Genomic DNA, 15,471 nt, shown 5'->3' with positions numbered 1-15,471 from the left:
ACGACGGAACGTTTCTTGCCGTCCGGGCCTACCGGCAGACATGGACAGCGACTATCGGTCCGACGCGGTCGGGGCCCTCGCCGAGCGGGACTACCGGGCGGCGGGCGACGCCTACTCCCGGGCGGCGTGGGCGACGTTAGCCGAACCACGCGAGGGGCAGTCACCGTTCGACGCCGACGAGAAGGGGTGGGTCAGCCGCGCCCTGCAGCTGCTCGTCCTCGCGGGCGTGAGCTACCGGGTGGCCGGGGCACCGGAGCGCGCGACGCACCGTGCCGTCGAAGGCGAAGCCGTCACGCGAGACCTGACGAGCGCGCTCGACGGGCCCGCGCAGGCGGCCTGTCTCCGCGAGTTCGCGGCGGACTTCCGGGTCGTCGGCGGACTGGACGGCGTGGCAGACGCCTACGACGACGCCGAGACGGCCTACGAGACGGCTGGCGACGCCATCGACGACCCGCAGTCGGTGGCGACGACGCCGCTGCTGCAGGCGGCCGCGCTCCCCATCCAGCAGGTCGCCCGGGGGCTCGACGACGGCGAAATCGCCGTCTCGTGGTCGGACCTCCACGGGCCCGACCCGGCCGACGCCGGTCGGTTCCTCGGACACCGCGCGGCGTTCAAGCGCCAGCGGTTCCCGAGCCTGCTCGACCGGTGCGTCGAGGCGGGCCACCTCGCGGCCCACCGCGGCACGACCGAGTACGACAACGCGAGCTTCCGGTGCCCGGCGTGTGGGTCGACGGACGTGAACTGGGCGGCCGACCACACGCTCTGTCTGCGGTGTTCGACGCCGATGGGCCGACGCTAGCTCTCTAGGACGGACTTCGGTCGCTTGAGGTAGAACTCCTGTTCGCTCACGCGCTCGTAGACGTCGTACAGCGTCTGGACGGCCTCCGCGTCGGGCGTGAACCGGACGTACGGCGCGACGTGGTAGGCCTTGCAACTGGTCAGGAAGAAGTACAGCGTCCGGTGGTGGGCCGGCGTGGCGTCGACGACGCCTATCGCTCGGCCCCCGAGGTCGTCCGAGAAGTCGTTGAGCATCGCGGCGATGTCGTCGTGGAGCTGTTCGTCGGGGCGTTTGAGCGTCGTCCCGAACGTCTGCTCGAGGAACTCGCTCGTCGCCCGGAAGAACGGGTTCGAGTCGACGCCGCCCGGGTCGACGCCGGCGAACCGCTCGTACAGCGACAGCAACGTCGACAGTTCCGCCTCGGTGACCGCCACCGGGCGCACCGGGTCCCCCTGACCGAGGGCGTACTCCGGGAACGAGTGCGAGGCCGGATCCGGAACCTGACCGAACACCTGTTCGAGGTCCATGGTCGGGGTACGACCGCGAGCCGTCTAACTGTTCCGTGGTAGCGTGTACCACGGTAGGGGCGGGGGTGCGTCGGGTTCCCCGGCCTTACTCGCCCCTATCAGCCACATAACGAAACGCGCCGGCGGTGTCGACTCGGTCGGTGAGCAAGACATGGCAGACAGTACGCAACTGCGCATCGGGCACTGCTGTCCGGACGCGCCGAACGTGGACGTCAGCGTCGACGGGACGACGCGGTTCGAGGAGGTCGAGTACGCGACGCTGAGCGACTACGCCGCCGTCGACCCCGGCGACCACGAGGTGGCCATCGCTCCGGCGGGGAGCACCGCCACCGTCGTCGAACGGACCGTCTCGCTGTCGCCGGCCACCGCGTACACGGTGCTGGCGACGGGGCTGATAACCGACATCGAGGCGACGCTCCTGCGCGACGACGCCGGCGAGGTCCCCGCGGACGTCGCGCACCTCCGACTCGTCCACGCGTCGCCGGACGCACCGACCATCTCGCTCGACGTCGGCGAGACGGCGTCGGTCGTCGAGGCCGTCGAGTTCCGCGAGGCCAGCGAGTACCGCCCGGTCGAGGCCGGCACGCACGACCTGTCCGTTCGGCCGACGGACCGCGGCCGGGTCGAACTCGAACTCGACGGCATCTCCCTCGAGGGCGGGACCGCGTACTCGGCCATCGCGCTCGGGCAGCTGGAGGCCGGGACGCTCGCCGCCGTCGTCGAGGCGGACGCGGTCGAACTGGTCGCGCCCGGGGAGTGAGGCGTTCAGGACCGGCGTTCGTTCAGCCGCGCGATGAGGTCCAGCCCGTAGACGATGTTGAGGACCGAGCTCGCCTCGCCGGCCTCGTAGACGAGGTCGTCGTGGGCCCGCACGTGGTCTAGGACCGCCTTCGAGGCGTGGTCCGGGGCGGCGGCGATGCCCGCGTCGTTCTCGGCGACCCACTCCATCACCCGCAGGTCGCTCTTGCTGTCGCCCATCACCAGCGCGAACGGGTCGTCGATGCCCAGCACCTCGAAGGCCTGCTCGACGCCGGCGGACTTGTCCAGTTCCAGACTGACGAGTTCGGCGGCGTCGCCCTCGTAGTAGCCGAGGTCGATGCGCTCGAAGAGGTCAAGCAACGCCGGCGGCGCGGCGTCGAGGTCGGCGTCGGTCGAGAGGCCCGCCTCGTCGAACACCGCCTGAATCTCCGGGTCCCGCGCGAAGTACGCCCGGGCGAGAGCGGCCGGGTCCGCGACGTCGACGCCGACGGCCTCGGCGACGCACTCACCGACCAGCCCGCAGAGGTAACACAGCGCCTCGTCGACGATCTCGACGGCGGTGTCGCTCCCCACCTCGGCGTTGGGCTTGAGCGTGACGTTGAACTCGTTGCCCTGCAGGTGCGTGCCGTGGCTCACGTCGTCGGGGGCCTCCGAGAGGACCCGCCCGCGGACGGCGTCGAACACGTCGACCACCTCCTCGTCCAGTCGCTCGTACAGCAACTGCTTGGTCTGAGCGCCGTGTTTCGGCGTGAAGACGCCGTTGCCGGACTCGTAGACGATAGAGAGCGAGCCCGACGAGACGACCTCGTTGCCGAGGCCCTGGATCATGAACCCCTTGACGTTCTCCAGGGTCTGCCCGGTGCAGACGACGATGGGGACGCCCCGCTCCTGGAACTCGGTGAGGAGGTACAGCGTGTCACGCGGGATCTCGTTGTCGGTGTCGCCGGCCGACCGGAGCGTCTCGTCGACGTCCAGGACGAGGACGTTCACCGACCGGTCGTACTTCGAGAAGAGGTCGAGCGCGGTGAACGCCTCCTCGCGGGTCAGCCGGGCGGCGATGTCGGCGTACGTCTCGCCCGTGGCGGGGAACGCCTCGGCTATCTCGGCCTTCCGCGCGTCCAGTTCCTCGCGGGCGTCCTCCCACTGGTCCAGCGCGACGGGGGAGCTGAGCGGCGGCAGGAGGTCCACGAACTCCTGATAGGCCCGCAACGTCTCGGTGTCTGCCGTCTCGTAGAGGCGGTAGAGCTGGTCGTACTGTTCCATCTGTCTCCGTTGCCGTGGCTGTCGCTGTCCGTACACTTCACTGTACGGTTCGCGCCGTCGAAAAAGCGGGTGACGGGCGCCGACCTACTCGTCGTCGCCGCCGTCGGTCAGCACCTCGACGTCCGTCTCCTCCTCGTTGATGAACGACGGCGTCTCCGGCTCTCCGTCCGCGTCCTCGTCGGCCGGCTCGTCGGCGCGTTCACGGCTCCAATCGGGGATGTCGCCTCTGTGGTGGCACATGGTAGCTCACCGAGCGGGGCTCAGGACTGTGTCGTGTTAACTATTTTCATATGCCGACCGACACTCGCCGGAGACAGTCTCAAGTCGCCCCGTCCGTTACCGAGGGGCAACGACTATGCGAGGGCCGCCATGACCGACATCCAGCAACTCGACGACCGGACCGTCGAACGCATCGCGGCCGGCGAGGTGGTCGAACGACCCGCCTCCGTGGTCAAGGAACTCGTCGAGAACGCCATCGACGCCGACGCGAACCGCGTCACCGTGGCCGTCGAAGCGGGCGGCACCGAGGGCATCCGCGTCACCGACGACGGCGTCGGGATGGACCGCGAGAGCGTCCAGCGCGCCGTCGAGCAACACACCACCTCGAAGATTCGCGACATCGCCGACCTCGAGGGCGGGGTGGGCACGCTCGGGTTCCGCGGCGAGGCGCTGCACGCCATCGGCGCCGTCTCCCGGCTCACGATAACGACCCGGCCGCGCGGGGGCGACGTCGGCACCGAACTCGTCGTCGAGGGCGGCGAGGTGACCGCGGTGAACCCCGCCGGCTGTCCGGAGGGGACGACCATCGCGGTCGAGGACCTGTTCTACAACGTCCCCGCCCGCCGGAAGTACCTCAAGCAGGCCTCGACGGAGTTCGCCCACGTCAACACCATCGCGACGAGCTACGCGCTCGCGAACCCGGACGTCGCCGTCATGCTGGACCACGACGGCCGCGAGACGTTCGCCACGACCGGGCAGGGGGACCTCCGCGAGACGGTCATGTCCGTCTACGGGCGGGAGGTGGCCCAAGCGATGATCTCCGTGGACGGCGAGGACCTCCCCGACGGCCCGCTCGACGGCGTCTCCGGCCTCGTCTCCCACCCCGAGACCACGCGCGCCGGCCGGGAGTACCTCTCGACGTACGTCAACGGCCGGTACGTGCGCGCGAAGACGGCCCACGACGCCGTCGTCGACGCCTACGGCACCCAGATAGCGCCGGACCGCTACCCCTTCGCCGTGCTCTTCCTGGACGTGCCGGCCGGCGACGTGGACGTGAACGTCCACCCACGGAAGATGGAGGTCCGGTTCGCCGACGACGAGGGCGTCCGCGAGCAGGTTCGCACCGCCGTCGAGGACGCCCTGTTGCGCGAGGGACTGCTCCGCTCGTCGGCGCCGCGCGGCCGCTCACAGCCCGAGCAGACGGAGATATCGCCGTCGGGGTCGGGCGGTGGCGACGACGGGTCGTCGTCCGCGGGACCGTCTCCCGGCGGTCCGGACGAGGGGTCCCGCGACACGACGGCGGCGAACGACGCGGCCGAAAGCGCCACCGGGACCGCGCCGGCGGCCGACGACACCGGGTCGGGGGCCTCGGACACCACCGTTTCGGGTCGAACCGCCGACGACGGCTGGTCGGCCGCCGACGGGAGCGCCGCGACGGGCGACGAGGGCACGACGGCCGCTCCGTCCGCCGAATCCGACCAGTCCGACTCGGCCGGAGAGACGACAGAGACTGCCACACCGTCCGGCGAGTCGGTCGCCGCCGACGTGCCGGCCGACCGGAAGTTCTCCGGGGGTCACGAGCAGGCGCGACTGGGCGGGGACCCCGAGACGAGTCACGACACGCTCCCGTCGATGCGGGTGCTGGGGCAGTTACACGAGACGTACGTCGTCGCCGAGACCGACGACGGCCTCGTCCTCGTCGACCAGCACGCGGCCGACGAGCGGGTGAACTACGAGCGCCTGCAGGCGGAGTTCGCCGGCGAGACGACGACCCAGGCGCTCGCGGACCCGGTCGAACTCGAACTCACCGCCCGCGAGGCCGCCGTCTTCGAGGCGCGCAGCGACGCGCTGGCGAGTCTCGGCTTTCACACCGCCCGGACCGGCGAACGCACCGTCGAGGTGCGCACGCTCCCGGGCGTCATCGCCGACGCCGCCGGGCCGGACGTCGTCCGGGACGTGCTGGGGGCGTTCGTCGGCGGCGAGCGCGAGGCCGCGACGACCGTCGAGGCGGCGGCCGACGAACTGCTCGGGGACCTCGCCTGCTACCCGTCGGTCACCGGCAACACGTCGCTGACCGAGGGGTCGGTCCGGGACCTGCTGGCGGCGCTGGACGACTGCGAGAACCCCTACGCCTGCCCGCACGGCCGGCCGACGGTCATCGAACTCGACCGCGCGGAACTCGAAGACCGGTTCGAACGCGACTACCCCGGCCACGCCGGCCGGCGCGAGTGACGGCCGTCGCGCCGGCTCACTCGTCCAGCGCCCGTCGGTAGATGTCCTCCAGTCGCGCCGCCATCTGCTCGACGGCCAGCGACCGGGCGGCCCGCCGACCGTTGGACCGTTCGCCCCGGTCGAGGACCTGCGCGAGCGCCGGGGCGAGGGTGGCTTCGTCGGCACAGACCGCCGACGGCGTCACCCCGTCCAACCGGTCCCGCACGTCGCCGACGTCGGTGGCGACCACCGGGAGGTCGCACGCGAGCGCCTCCTTGACGGTGTTGGGCGACCCCTCGCGGCGCGAGGTCAGCAGTAGCGCGTCGGCCGCGTTCATGTAGGTCGGGACGGCCGCCTGTTCGACCTCGTAGACGGCGTGGAGGCGGACCTCGCGGTCGAGCCGCGACCGAGCGTCGTCGACGACGCGCTCGGCCAGCGGGTAGTTCTTCACCGCCCGGTCGGGGGTGTACGGGAACAGGACGTGGGCGGCGTCGGGGTCCCACCCCACCTCGCGGCGGGCCGCCGTCGGGTCCATCGGTCGGAACAGGTTGAGGTCGACCCCGTGCGGGACGACCGTCGCGTCGCCGTCGAGACGGGCCGCCATCTCGTCGCTCATCACCACCGTCTCGTCGACCAGTCGGGCACAGCGCTCGCTGAGCCACCCGAACTCGCCCATGAGGTCCGACCCCCAGAGCGTGAGGACGACGGGTCGACGGGGCTGGGCCAGCGCGAACGGGGCCGTGAGGCCGTAGTGGGCGTGGACGAGGTCGTAGTCGCGCCGGACCGCCGAGAGCACCCGGCCGTAGAACCGGAGGTAGTGGCCGACGGAGCGCCGCGTGGCCTTGCGCTCGGCCCGGTCGTCGCTGTCCCGGCCCGGGACGGGCACGACGTCGCAGTCGTGTCCCCGGTCGCGGAGACACTCGACGCGGCGGTCGAAGAACGACGAGCGGTGCGTCACGAGGTGGAGGACTCGCACTGGTGGCGTCCTCCCGACGGCGACGCAAAGTAATGGTGTCCCGATTGTCGGCCGCGTCGAGGTAGTCGTGCCCTTACTGGGCAGGCCCCTCACCGACGGCGCGCGAACCGGTGTACGCTGTCTGGACCGATTCGGCCGGTCGACGCACCGGCCGCGTCCGCAGCGCGGTCTGAAACCGGTTATCCGACGTAAGTCCGTAATTACAACCACGGTACTGTGTGACACATAGTCGTATGGACGTGCTGGTCACCGACGGGTTCGAGAAGAAGTCCCTGACGGTTGTCAGGGCCGTCCAGTCGGTCGCCGACACGGTCGGGGTGGTCGCACAGTTCCCGTGCTCGCTGACGGCCGCTTCCCGGTACACCGCGCGGGACCACCGCATCGAAGCCGACGACGCCGCCGACTACGCGGCCCAACTCGCCGGGGTCGTCGAGGAGTACGGCTACGACTACGTCCTGCCGGTCGGCGGTCGCACGACCGAAATCGTCTCGGAGCACCGCGAGTCGATTCCCGTCCCGCTCGACCCGATTCTCCCGCCGAAGCCGTCGTTCCGTCGGGCCGTCGACAAGCACGACCTGCAGTCCCTGGCCGCAGAGTTCGACGTGCCGACGCCGACGTCGGTCCGCATCCGGTCGCCGGACGACGTGTCTCGCGCCGTCGAGACGGTCGGTCCCTCGGGCGTGTTCAAGACGGGGAGCGAGACGGAACCACGCTTCCTCCGGTACGTCGACTCCCCGGCGGAGCTCCGGGCCGCGTACCGGACGTACCTGGAGCACCACGACTCCGACCCCGTCTATCAGGAGTTCCTCGCCGGCCGGAGTCGGGGCTTCTTCGGGCTCTACACCGACGGCGTCGCTCGCGGACACTACGCCCACCGCCGCATCCGGGAGTCGCCGCCGTCGGGCGGCAAGAGCACCTGCGCGGAGTCGCTCGCGGACCCGGAGCTGTACGACCATGCCGACCCACTGCTGTCGGCGCTCGACTGGAGCGGCGTCGTGATGCTGGAGTTCAAGAACGACGCCGACGGGGCGCCCCACCTGCTCGAGTGCAATCCGAAGTTCTGGGGGTCGATGGGCCTCGGCGTCGCCTCCGGCATGAACTTCCCCCGGGCGCTGCTGGAGTACCTCTCGGAGGGGCGGGTGCCGTCCTTCGAGTTCACGCCGGCCCGGTACCACTGGCCGCTCTCCGGGGACCTCCTGCACGCCGTGAAACGCCCGGAGAGCGCCCGTGCCGTCGCGTCGGACCTGCTCTCGCCGACCACGCGGTCGAACCTCCGGCTCTCCGACCCGCTCCCCCACGTCGTCGAGGGCGCTCGCGCGGTGGCCGCGACCGTCGTCAGCGTCGACGGCCCGGTCAACTGACCGTCGCCGCCCGCCCGGTCCGAATCGTACGCTGACTCGGCCGGTTGAACTAAGCCGTAGTCTCCCGATACGCGGAGTATGTCACTGGTTACTTTCGGCGAGACGGCCCTCCGCTTCGCGCCGCCCGACGGACAGCGCTTCGAGACGGCCCGCGAGGTGCGGATGCGGGCAGACGGCACCGCGAGCACCGTCGCGGCGACGGCGAGCAGGCTCGGCGGCGACGCCGTCTGGCTCTCGAAACTGCCCGACACGCCGCTCGGCCGCCGCGTCGTCGCCGAACTCCACGAACACGGCCTGGAGACGGACGTCGTCTGGGCGGACGCCGACGAGGGCCGGCAGGGCCTGACGTTCTACGAGGACGCCGCCGCCCCGCGGCAGGACCGGCTCCTGCAGGACCGCGACGACACCGCGATGGCGTCGCTCACGCCCGGCGAGATGCCGATGGGGCGAATTCAGAACGCCGACGCGGTGTTCGCCGCCGGGTCGACGGCGGCCCTCTCGGCGACGGCCGCCGAGACGGCGGGCGCGCTCCTCCGTGCCACGCCGGGGCTGCGGGCGCTGGACCTCGACTTCCACCCGGGGCTCTGGAGCGCCGAGGCGGCCCACGACACGCTCTCGGACCTGTTCGGCGCGGTGGACCTGCTGTTCGCGAGCGAGGACCACGCGAAGGCCGTCTTCGACAAGACGGGTCGGCCGCGGGACCTCGTCCACACCATCGCGGCCGAGTACGACTTCGACCGGGTCATCCTCACCCGGAGCGAACACGGCGTCGTCGCCTACCACGACAACGTCGTCCACGAACAGGACGCCTTCGAGACGGCCGCCGTCGACACCTCCGGCCAACACGCCGCGCTGGTCGGGGCCGTCCTCCAGCGGCTCGTCGACGGTGCACCGACCGACGAGGCGCTCGCCCACGGGACGGCCGCGGCGGCGCTGACCCGGACGATGCCCGGCCCGCTGACGCCGCTCGAACCCGCCGAGGTCGAGCGCCTCGTCGAGTCACAGGCCGACCGTGGCCGGTGAGGACGGGCCGGACGCCACCCGCATAAGCCGACCATACTGTTAAGGTCGGTCCACGTTACCATCCCTACATGGCTTCTCTTCGGTTGTCCATCGCGCTCTGCGTCGTCGTGCTGACCGGTACAGCCGCCGTTCCCGGTGTGGTGGTCGCACAGGAGGACCGAGTGACGCTGACGGTCACCATCGTCGACCAGAACGGTGACCCGCTGAGCGACGTCGACGTCTACGCCACGTGGGACGACGGGGCCGGCGGCCCGGTCAACGAGACGACGCGGGCCAACGGGCAGGTGCTGCTGGACGTCCCCGAGGGCGCCGACGTGCGGATTCACCTGGACGACGACGAGTACATCCGCAACTCCCCGTACCTCGTCGCCGACGCGACCACTCGCTCGGTCGAGGTGCCCGTCTCGGAGACGGCCAGCGCGACGCTGACGGTACGTGACACCGATGACACTCCGGTCGAGAACGCTCGCGTCCAGCTCTACCGCTCGGGCCAGTTCGTCACGGACCAGCGGACGAACGCCGACGGCGTCGTCGAGACGCCGCCGGTCGAGGCGGGCGAGTACCGCGTCGTCACGACGAAAGACGGCTACTTCCGCAACTCGACCCGGATAGCGGTCACCGGCGAGACCGAGGCGACGACGACGCTCGAGGAGGGGTCGGCGCTGGTCACCGTCACCGTCACCGACGACCACTTCGAGGACCCACGACCCATCCGGAACGCCTCCGTCACCGTCCCGTCGGTCGGCACCGTCCAGACCCTCTCTGACGGCGAGGCGACCATCAGCGTCCCCGTCAACAGCGACTACACGCTCGAAGTGACCAAGGCGGGCTACGGGACCAGTAGCCAGCCGCTCCGGGTCAGAGAGTCGGACACGGCCGTCGACGTGGCCATCCAGCGGACGCCGCGGATAGACCTCGTGCCCGCCAACCAGCGGGTCGTCGTCGGCGAGACGGTCCGCCTCGAGGCGACCGACGAGTACGGCGAGCCGGTGGCGAACGCGACCGTCACGCGGGGCGGCCAGACGGTCGGCACGACCGATGCTTCCGGCATCGCGACGGTGCCGGTCGACAGCGGGGGGAACGTGACCTTCACCGCGACCAAGGGCGACCTCTCGGCGACGGCCACCGTCGAGGGTATCGACCCGGACGCGACGGACACGCCGGCGGAGACGACGGTCAGCGAGACGGCGACGCAGACGGACACCGAGACTCCGACCGACGGCGTGTTGCCCATCGGTGAGAGCGGCCCCGGGTTCACGCCCGTGACCGTCGTCGTCGCCCTCGCGCTCTTCGCGGTGCTCGCGCTCCGACGGCGGTAACGGGACCCTTTTGGGCGCGAGGCTCCCATCCGTGAGCAATGACTGTCCTCGAGGAGGTTCACGAAGCCCACGAGGCCACCTTCCGTACGGTGGGCGGGCGCCGCGTCGTCGACGACTACGGCCGGCCCGAACGGACCCACCGCGCGGTCCGGAACGTCGTCGGCGTCTGCGAGTTCGGCTACGGCGTCCTCGTCGTCACCGGCGAGGACCGGGTCGAGTACGTCGACAACGCCGTCTCGAACCGCGTCCCCGACACCGACGGACGGGGCTGTTACGCCCTCCTGCTGGACCCGCAGGGCCGCGTCGAGACGGACATGTACGTCTACAACGCCGGCGAGCGCCTGCTCGTCTTCACCCCGCCACAGCGGGCTGAACCGCTGGCCGAGGAGTGGCGGGAGAAGACGTTCATCCAGGACGTAGACTTCCGCGTGGCCACGGACGACTTCGCCACCTTCGGCGTCCACGGCCCGAAGGCCACCGAGAAGATAGCGAGCGTCCTCCATCAGGCGTCCTCGCCGGAGGCGCCGCTCTCGTTCAACCGGGGCGAACTCGGCGACGCCGGCGTCTCGGTCGTCCGGACGGACAACCTCGCCGGCGAGGAGAGCTACGACGTGGTGTGTGCGGCCGAGGACGCCGAACCGGTGTTCGACACGCTCGTCAACCGCGGGCTGAACGCCGTCCCCTTCGGCTACCGGACGTGGGAGACGCTCACCCTCGAAGCGGGGTCGCCGCTGTTCGACACCGAGATAGAGGGCCACGTCCCGAACGAACTCGGCCTGCGCAACGCGCTGGACTTCGAGAAGGGGTGTTACGTCGGCCAGGAGGTCGTCTCGCGCATCGAGAACCGCGGCCACCCGCCGAATCGCCTCGTCGGCCTCACCGTCGACGCGCTCCCGGAGGCCGGCGCGGCCGTCTTCGCCGGCGACGAACACGTCGGCGAGGTCACCCGCGCCGTCGACAGTCCGATGCGCGAGGCCGCCATCGCCATGGCGGCCGTCGACTGGGACCTGCCCGACGACGCGCTGACGGTCCGGACAGACGGCGAGGAGGTCGCCGCCGAACGCACCGACCTCCCGTTCGTCGAGGGCTCCGCGGCGTCGGCGCGGCTCCCCCAGTACTGAACGCTCGCTATCGACCGGCACAACAACTAACACAGATGATTACGAACCCGAGACCGTGTCGGATACTGCCGGTGACCCCGCGACGCCGTTCGAGACGATAGTCGAAGCGGCCGGCGACCCGATGTACACGCTCGACCACCGTGGTGCGTTCCAGTACGTCAACGACGCCCTCGTCCAGCACGTCACCTACTCCCGGGAGGAGCTCCTCGGTAGCTCGGTCGCGCTGTTGCTCACAGACCGTGCTATCGAACGCTGTCTCGACGTCATCCGCTCGCTCGCGAACGGCGAGCGCGACGCCGATACCCTGGAGATAGAGGTCACGCCCGGCGACGGGACGCGACGCGTCGCGGAGGTCACTATCGCGCTCCTCCCGGAGAAAGCGGGGCACAGCGGCACCGTCGGCATCGTCCGCGACATCACCGAACTGCGGCGGAGCGAACAGCAACTGGCGGTGCTCGAACGCGTCCTCCGTCACAACCTCCGGAACGAACTCACGGTCATCACCGGCCGGTCGGAGTACCTCCGCGACCGGCTCGACGACGAGGCCCTCGAACGACAGGCAGCGGACGTCTGCGCCGCGGCGGAACGCATCCGGTCGCTCTCGGAGGGAGTCCGGCAACTCAGCTCCGACGTCCGCTCCGTCGAGGACCTCTCGACGCACGACCTCGCCGCCGTCGTCGACGGTGTCGTCGAGGAGCGGGCGGCGGACTTCCCGGATGCGACGGTGACCGTCGAGGGTCCGTCGGCGGCCCCAGTGCTGGCGACCAGCGCGCTCCGACTCGTCGTGCAGGAACTGGTCCAGAACGCGCTCGAGCACGCCGGCGACCAACCGGCCGTTACCGTCTCGCTCCGGGAGGCCGACGATGAGGTCGTCCTCCGCGTCGCCGACGACGGGCCGGGCATCTCGCGAACCCAGCGGCGTGCTATCCAGCAGAAGACGGAATCACCGCTGACACACGGGCAGGGACTCGGACTGTGGCTCGTGACGTGGGTACTCGACAGGTGCGGCGGCGACCTCTCGTTCGAGTCTCCCGATGACGGGGGGACGGTCGCGGTCGTCCGGTTGCAGCGACCCGACCCGGGTCAGGAGTAGCCAACGTCGTCCTCGGCGAACTCCGGTTCCCCGAGGTAGTACTCGACGGCGACCAGCGCCGTGTACGCCGAGAACGCCGCGAGACACATCCCGCCGAACTGCGTCACGGCGGTCAGCGGCGCGCCGACGGTCTGGTACTGGAGGGGCGCAATGATGAGCCACAGCCCGACGACCGTCGCCATGACCGCCGCCGCGAACCGGGGGCGACCGCGCTCGCGAAGCGTCTGGAAGTTCTTCCCGGCGAAGACGGCCCCGACGACGGCCGAGAGGGTCACGCTCCCCCTGATGCCCGGGCCGGCCCCGAGCGCCAGCGGTCCAACGAACGCGACCAGACAGCCGAGCAGTGCGACGACGGCCGAGGCGACGGTGAAACGCGAAGCCTTCATGCGAAGGGCTGTCGCTCGGCAGTCGTAAATAGCTTCGACCGAAGCGCCGCGCTCACTCGACGAGCGGCAGGACGATACCGAAGACCAGCGGCGAGAGCAGGCCCAGCAGGATGCCGAGCGCCACCATGTCGGTCAACAGGACGTTGCCCCACGACGGGAACGGGCCGAGGAGCGTGTGTCCGAGGAGTTCGCCGAGCGCGCCGACCGCGAACAGGCCGACGCCGAGGAGGAACCCGCGTTTCGCCAGCAGTCCGTGGTCCATATCGCGGTACTGTGTCATACTCGTCGGGTCGCTGCCGTCACACTAACCGCTTGCGCTTCTCGGGGGAAAGGGTTATAATCGGTATCGGCATACGAACCGCCGATGAACGGACTCGTCTCTGAATCGCTGGCTGAACTGCTCGGCCTCCTGTTCTCCGCGCTGCTCGCCGGCCTGCTGACGGTGGTCGGCGCCCTCACGGAGAGCGCGGGCCTCTCGAACCTGCTCGCCGGACAGTCGACGTTCGGCCTCTGGGAACTGTGGATGGGCGCCGTCCTGCTGTACGCCGGCGTCTACATGCTCGGCTACAAGCGGGTGTGGCTGGGGCTCCGGCAGACGGTGGCGGCGAACTGACTACGACCGCGAGAGCAGCGCCTTGAGCTGCTCGCGGGAGAACAGCGTCGTCGGCCGGTCCATGTGGACGCCGATCTCGCCCTCGAACGCCGTCAGCCCGAGCTTCTGCACCGCCTTCGGCACCGAGTAGCCCGCGCGCACGGCGTGACCGAGGCGTATCTCCTGCCGCAGGTCCTCGCGCCACGCGCGCTCGTAGTCGCCCAGCGTCGCCGGGGCCTCGGGCTCTATCTCGCGGGCCGCGTGGTCGGCGGCGGTCATGCCGTAGAGGATGCCCCCGCCGGTGAACGGCTTGGTCTGGGCGGCGGCGTCGCCGACGAGGAACGACCGGCGGCCCGTGACGCGCTTCGGCGGGCCGATTGGGATGAGGCCCGAACAGCGTCGTGTGACGTCCGCGTCGTACTCCTCGGTGAACGTCTCGAACCGCTCGCGGGCGTCGTCGCCCGGCGGCACCGCGAGGCCGTACTCGACGCCGGCCGCGCCGCGGGGGATGCGCCACGCGAAGAAGCGCGGGACGGTGAGGTGGACGTCGACCGAGTCGCCGTGGTCGGGCGCCTCGTCGAACCCGAGGACGCCGTGGAGCAGTTCGTCGGGCTCGGGCAGCCCCAGTTCCCGCCGGACGCGGCTCTTGGGGCCGTCACACCCGGCGACCATCTTCGCGCGGTGGGTCTCGACGCCGTCGGGGCCGCGCACCTCGACGACGACGTGGTCCCGGTGTTCCTCGACGCCGACCACGGTGTGTTCCTCGCGGACCTCCGCCCCGGCCTCGCGGGCCAACTCGGCGAGGTGGCGGTCCAGCCCCACCCGGTCGATGACGTTCGAGATGACCTCGTCCTTGTAGAAGGGGTGGGCGTCGCTGCCCGGTCCGCCGGTGTGGAACCGGGCGCCGGACACCTCGTTCTGGAGCAACTCGTCGCGGGCGTCGTCGGTGTAGTCCCACACGTCGGTGCTGACGTGGCCCGAACAGGCCAGTGGTTCGCCCACCGTCCCCTGTTCGAACGCGAGGACGTCGTAGCCCTGCTGGGCGGCCCGCCGGGCGTAGCGGGCGCCGGCGGGGCCGACACCGACGACGACGACATCGTGCATACCTGTCGTCTCGGCGTCGCGAGACAAGTACTTTCTCGATTCCGGGCGGCGAGAACCGGGCGCGGAGACGCGGCCGTTAGTCGTCGCTGTCGTCGTCCTCGTCGTCTTCGGGTTCTTCGTCGTCTTCGGATTCTTCGTCGCTATCGTCCTCGTCGTCTTCGGGTTCTTCGTCGTCTTCGGATTCTTCGTCGCTATCGTCCTCGTCGTCTTCGGGTTCTTCGTCGTCTTCGGATTCTTCGTCGCTATCGTCCTCGTCGTCGGCTTCGTCGCCCTCTTCGTCGGCTTCCTCGTCGGTCTCGTACTCGTACTCTTCCTCCTGGAGGGTCAGCGACCCGTCTTCGACCGTGTACTCCAGTTCGCCCTCGGCGTCACCGGCCTCGACCGACACCTCGACCGCTTCGAGGGACTCGTCGTCGTCGGTCAGGGCCGACCGCTCGACGGTCGCCGTGCCGTTCTCGTCCGTGTGGACGGTGACGTCCTCCTCGCCTTCGACGGTCACGGTGGCGTTCTCCACGGCCTGCCCGTCGTCGGCGACGGCGACCGTCACTGTCTCGTTGCCGAGCGACGCGTCCGCCTCGACGTCCGTGACGGACGCCGTCGACGCGTCCGTGGCTGTCTGTGTGGCACCGGTGGCAGCGGCGACGCCACCGCCGGCGACCAGCAGTGCGACGAGAGCGAGCGTCAGCGGTTTCGTGAGCGACATTGCAAGCGAGGCGTCGGGACCGTTCGAGCATAAGCC

At 70.4% G+C, this 15,471-nt stretch carries 17 protein-coding genes; 9 read left to right on the top strand and 8 right to left on the bottom strand.

What is annotated here, in order from left to right; genetic code table 11:
* The first annotated feature begins 40 nt into the window (after window positions 1–40).
* Window positions 41–799, top strand: a complete 759-nt coding sequence (locus ACV7GQ_RS13625) for a hypothetical protein (protein ID WP_470310777.1) — start codon at window positions 41–43, stop codon at window positions 797–799.
* On the opposite strand, the gene ACV7GQ_RS13620 is transcribed toward ACV7GQ_RS13625, so the two are convergent.
* Window positions 796–1,305: a hypothetical protein gene (locus ACV7GQ_RS13620; protein ID WP_470310776.1), complete on the bottom strand. Its 510-nt coding sequence runs from the start codon at window positions 1,303–1,305 to the stop codon at window positions 796–798. The two genes, ACV7GQ_RS13625 and ACV7GQ_RS13620, sit on opposite strands and share 4 nt — an antisense overlap.
* A 151-nt stretch (window positions 1,306–1,456) precedes the next feature.
* Between ACV7GQ_RS13620 and ACV7GQ_RS13615 the strand changes: the two genes are divergently transcribed.
* Window positions 1,457–2,065 (top strand): DUF4397 domain-containing protein, encoded by a 609-nt coding sequence (locus ACV7GQ_RS13615; protein WP_470310775.1) that lies wholly within the window; start codon window positions 1,457–1,459, stop codon window positions 2,063–2,065.
* 5 nt (window positions 2,066–2,070) lie between these two features.
* Here ACV7GQ_RS13615 and ACV7GQ_RS13610 read toward each other — a convergent pair whose 3' ends face one another.
* Together ACV7GQ_RS13610 and ACV7GQ_RS13605 are read right to left on the bottom strand one after the other, a co-directional pair.
* Complete coding sequence (locus ACV7GQ_RS13610; RefSeq protein WP_470310774.1) at window positions 2,071–3,327, bottom strand: HAD family hydrolase; 1,257 nt, start codon at window positions 3,325–3,327, stop codon at window positions 2,071–2,073.
* Window positions 3,328–3,411: 84 nt separating this feature from the next.
* Window positions 3,412–3,567: a hypothetical protein gene (locus ACV7GQ_RS13605; protein ID WP_470310773.1), complete on the bottom strand. Its 156-nt coding sequence runs from the start codon at window positions 3,565–3,567 to the stop codon at window positions 3,412–3,414.
* A gap of 129 nt (window positions 3,568–3,696) precedes the next feature.
* Between ACV7GQ_RS13605 and mutL the strand changes: the two genes are divergently transcribed.
* The gene (gene mutL / locus ACV7GQ_RS13600; protein ID WP_470310772.1) at window positions 3,697–5,778 is read left to right on the top strand and encodes a DNA mismatch repair endonuclease MutL; all 2,082 of its coding nucleotides are present in this window, start codon (window positions 3,697–3,699) and stop codon (window positions 5,776–5,778) included.
* Window positions 5,779–5,794: 16 nt separating this feature from the next.
* Here mutL and ACV7GQ_RS13595 read toward each other — a convergent pair whose 3' ends face one another.
* Window positions 5,795–6,733, bottom strand: coding sequence for a glycosyltransferase (locus ACV7GQ_RS13595; protein ID WP_470310771.1), 939 nt, complete (start codon window positions 6,731–6,733; stop codon window positions 5,795–5,797).
* A gap of 233 nt (window positions 6,734–6,966) precedes the next feature.
* On the opposite strand from ACV7GQ_RS13595, the gene ACV7GQ_RS13590 reads away from it, so the two are divergent.
* The 5 genes from ACV7GQ_RS13590 to ACV7GQ_RS13570 all read left to right on the top strand — a co-directional run bounded on the left by ACV7GQ_RS13590 (window position 6,967) and on the right by ACV7GQ_RS13570 (window position 12,650).
* Window positions 6,967–8,094, top strand: coding sequence for a carboxylate--amine ligase (locus ACV7GQ_RS13590; protein ID WP_470310770.1), 1,128 nt, complete (start codon window positions 6,967–6,969; stop codon window positions 8,092–8,094).
* A 78-nt stretch (window positions 8,095–8,172) separates the two neighbouring features.
* The gene (locus ACV7GQ_RS13585) at window positions 8,173–9,117 is read left to right on the top strand and encodes a PfkB family carbohydrate kinase (RefSeq protein WP_470310769.1); all 945 of its coding nucleotides are present in this window, start codon (window positions 8,173–8,175) and stop codon (window positions 9,115–9,117) included.
* 68 nt (window positions 9,118–9,185) lie between these two features.
* Window positions 9,186–10,436, top strand: coding sequence for a carboxypeptidase regulatory-like domain-containing protein (locus ACV7GQ_RS13580; protein ID WP_470310768.1), 1,251 nt, complete (start codon window positions 9,186–9,188; stop codon window positions 10,434–10,436).
* 38 nt (window positions 10,437–10,474) lie between these two features.
* Window positions 10,475–11,557 (top strand): CAF17-like 4Fe-4S cluster assembly/insertion protein YgfZ, encoded by a 1,083-nt coding sequence (gene ygfZ, locus ACV7GQ_RS13575; protein WP_470310767.1) that lies wholly within the window; start codon window positions 10,475–10,477, stop codon window positions 11,555–11,557.
* Window positions 11,558–11,612: 55 nt separating this feature from the next.
* Window positions 11,613–12,650 (top strand): ATP-binding protein, encoded by a 1,038-nt coding sequence (locus tag ACV7GQ_RS13570; protein ID WP_470310766.1) that lies wholly within the window; start codon window positions 11,613–11,615, stop codon window positions 12,648–12,650.
* On the opposite strand, the gene ACV7GQ_RS13565 is transcribed toward ACV7GQ_RS13570, so the two are convergent.
* Both ACV7GQ_RS13565 and ACV7GQ_RS13560 read right to left on the bottom strand, forming a co-directional pair.
* On the bottom strand, window positions 12,641–13,036 hold the full coding sequence (locus ACV7GQ_RS13565) for a hypothetical protein (RefSeq protein WP_470310765.1): 396 nt from the start codon (window positions 13,034–13,036) through the stop codon (window positions 12,641–12,643). The genes ACV7GQ_RS13570 and ACV7GQ_RS13565 overlap by 10 nt on opposite strands.
* A gap of 52 nt (window positions 13,037–13,088) precedes the next feature.
* On the bottom strand, window positions 13,089–13,316 hold the full coding sequence (locus tag ACV7GQ_RS13560) for a DUF7860 family protein (RefSeq protein ID WP_470310764.1): 228 nt from the start codon (window positions 13,314–13,316) through the stop codon (window positions 13,089–13,091).
* An 84-nt stretch (window positions 13,317–13,400) separates the two neighbouring features.
* Here ACV7GQ_RS13560 and ACV7GQ_RS13555 point away from each other — a divergent pair, with 84 nt between their 5' ends.
* Window positions 13,401–13,649, top strand: a complete 249-nt coding sequence (locus ACV7GQ_RS13555) for a DUF8151 family protein (protein WP_470310763.1) — start codon at window positions 13,401–13,403, stop codon at window positions 13,647–13,649.
* Here the strand turns inward: ACV7GQ_RS13555 and ACV7GQ_RS13550 are convergent, their stop codons facing one another.
* A complete protein-coding gene (locus ACV7GQ_RS13550; RefSeq protein WP_470310762.1) occupies window positions 13,650–14,732 on the bottom strand; it encodes a geranylgeranyl reductase family protein in 1,083 nt (360 codons plus the stop codon).
* 76 nt (window positions 14,733–14,808) lie between these two features.
* Window positions 14,809–15,435 carry a hypothetical protein gene (locus ACV7GQ_RS13545; protein WP_470310761.1) on the bottom strand — a complete coding sequence of 209 codons (627 nt, stop codon included), beginning with the start codon at window positions 15,433–15,435 and terminating at the stop codon, window positions 14,809–14,811.
* Between the last annotated feature and the right edge of the window lie 36 nt (window positions 15,436–15,471).

The sequence above is a fragment of the Haloarcula sp. MBLA0163 genome (assembly GCF_055632435.1).
This window is presented reverse-complemented; position numbering and strand designations above follow the sequence as displayed.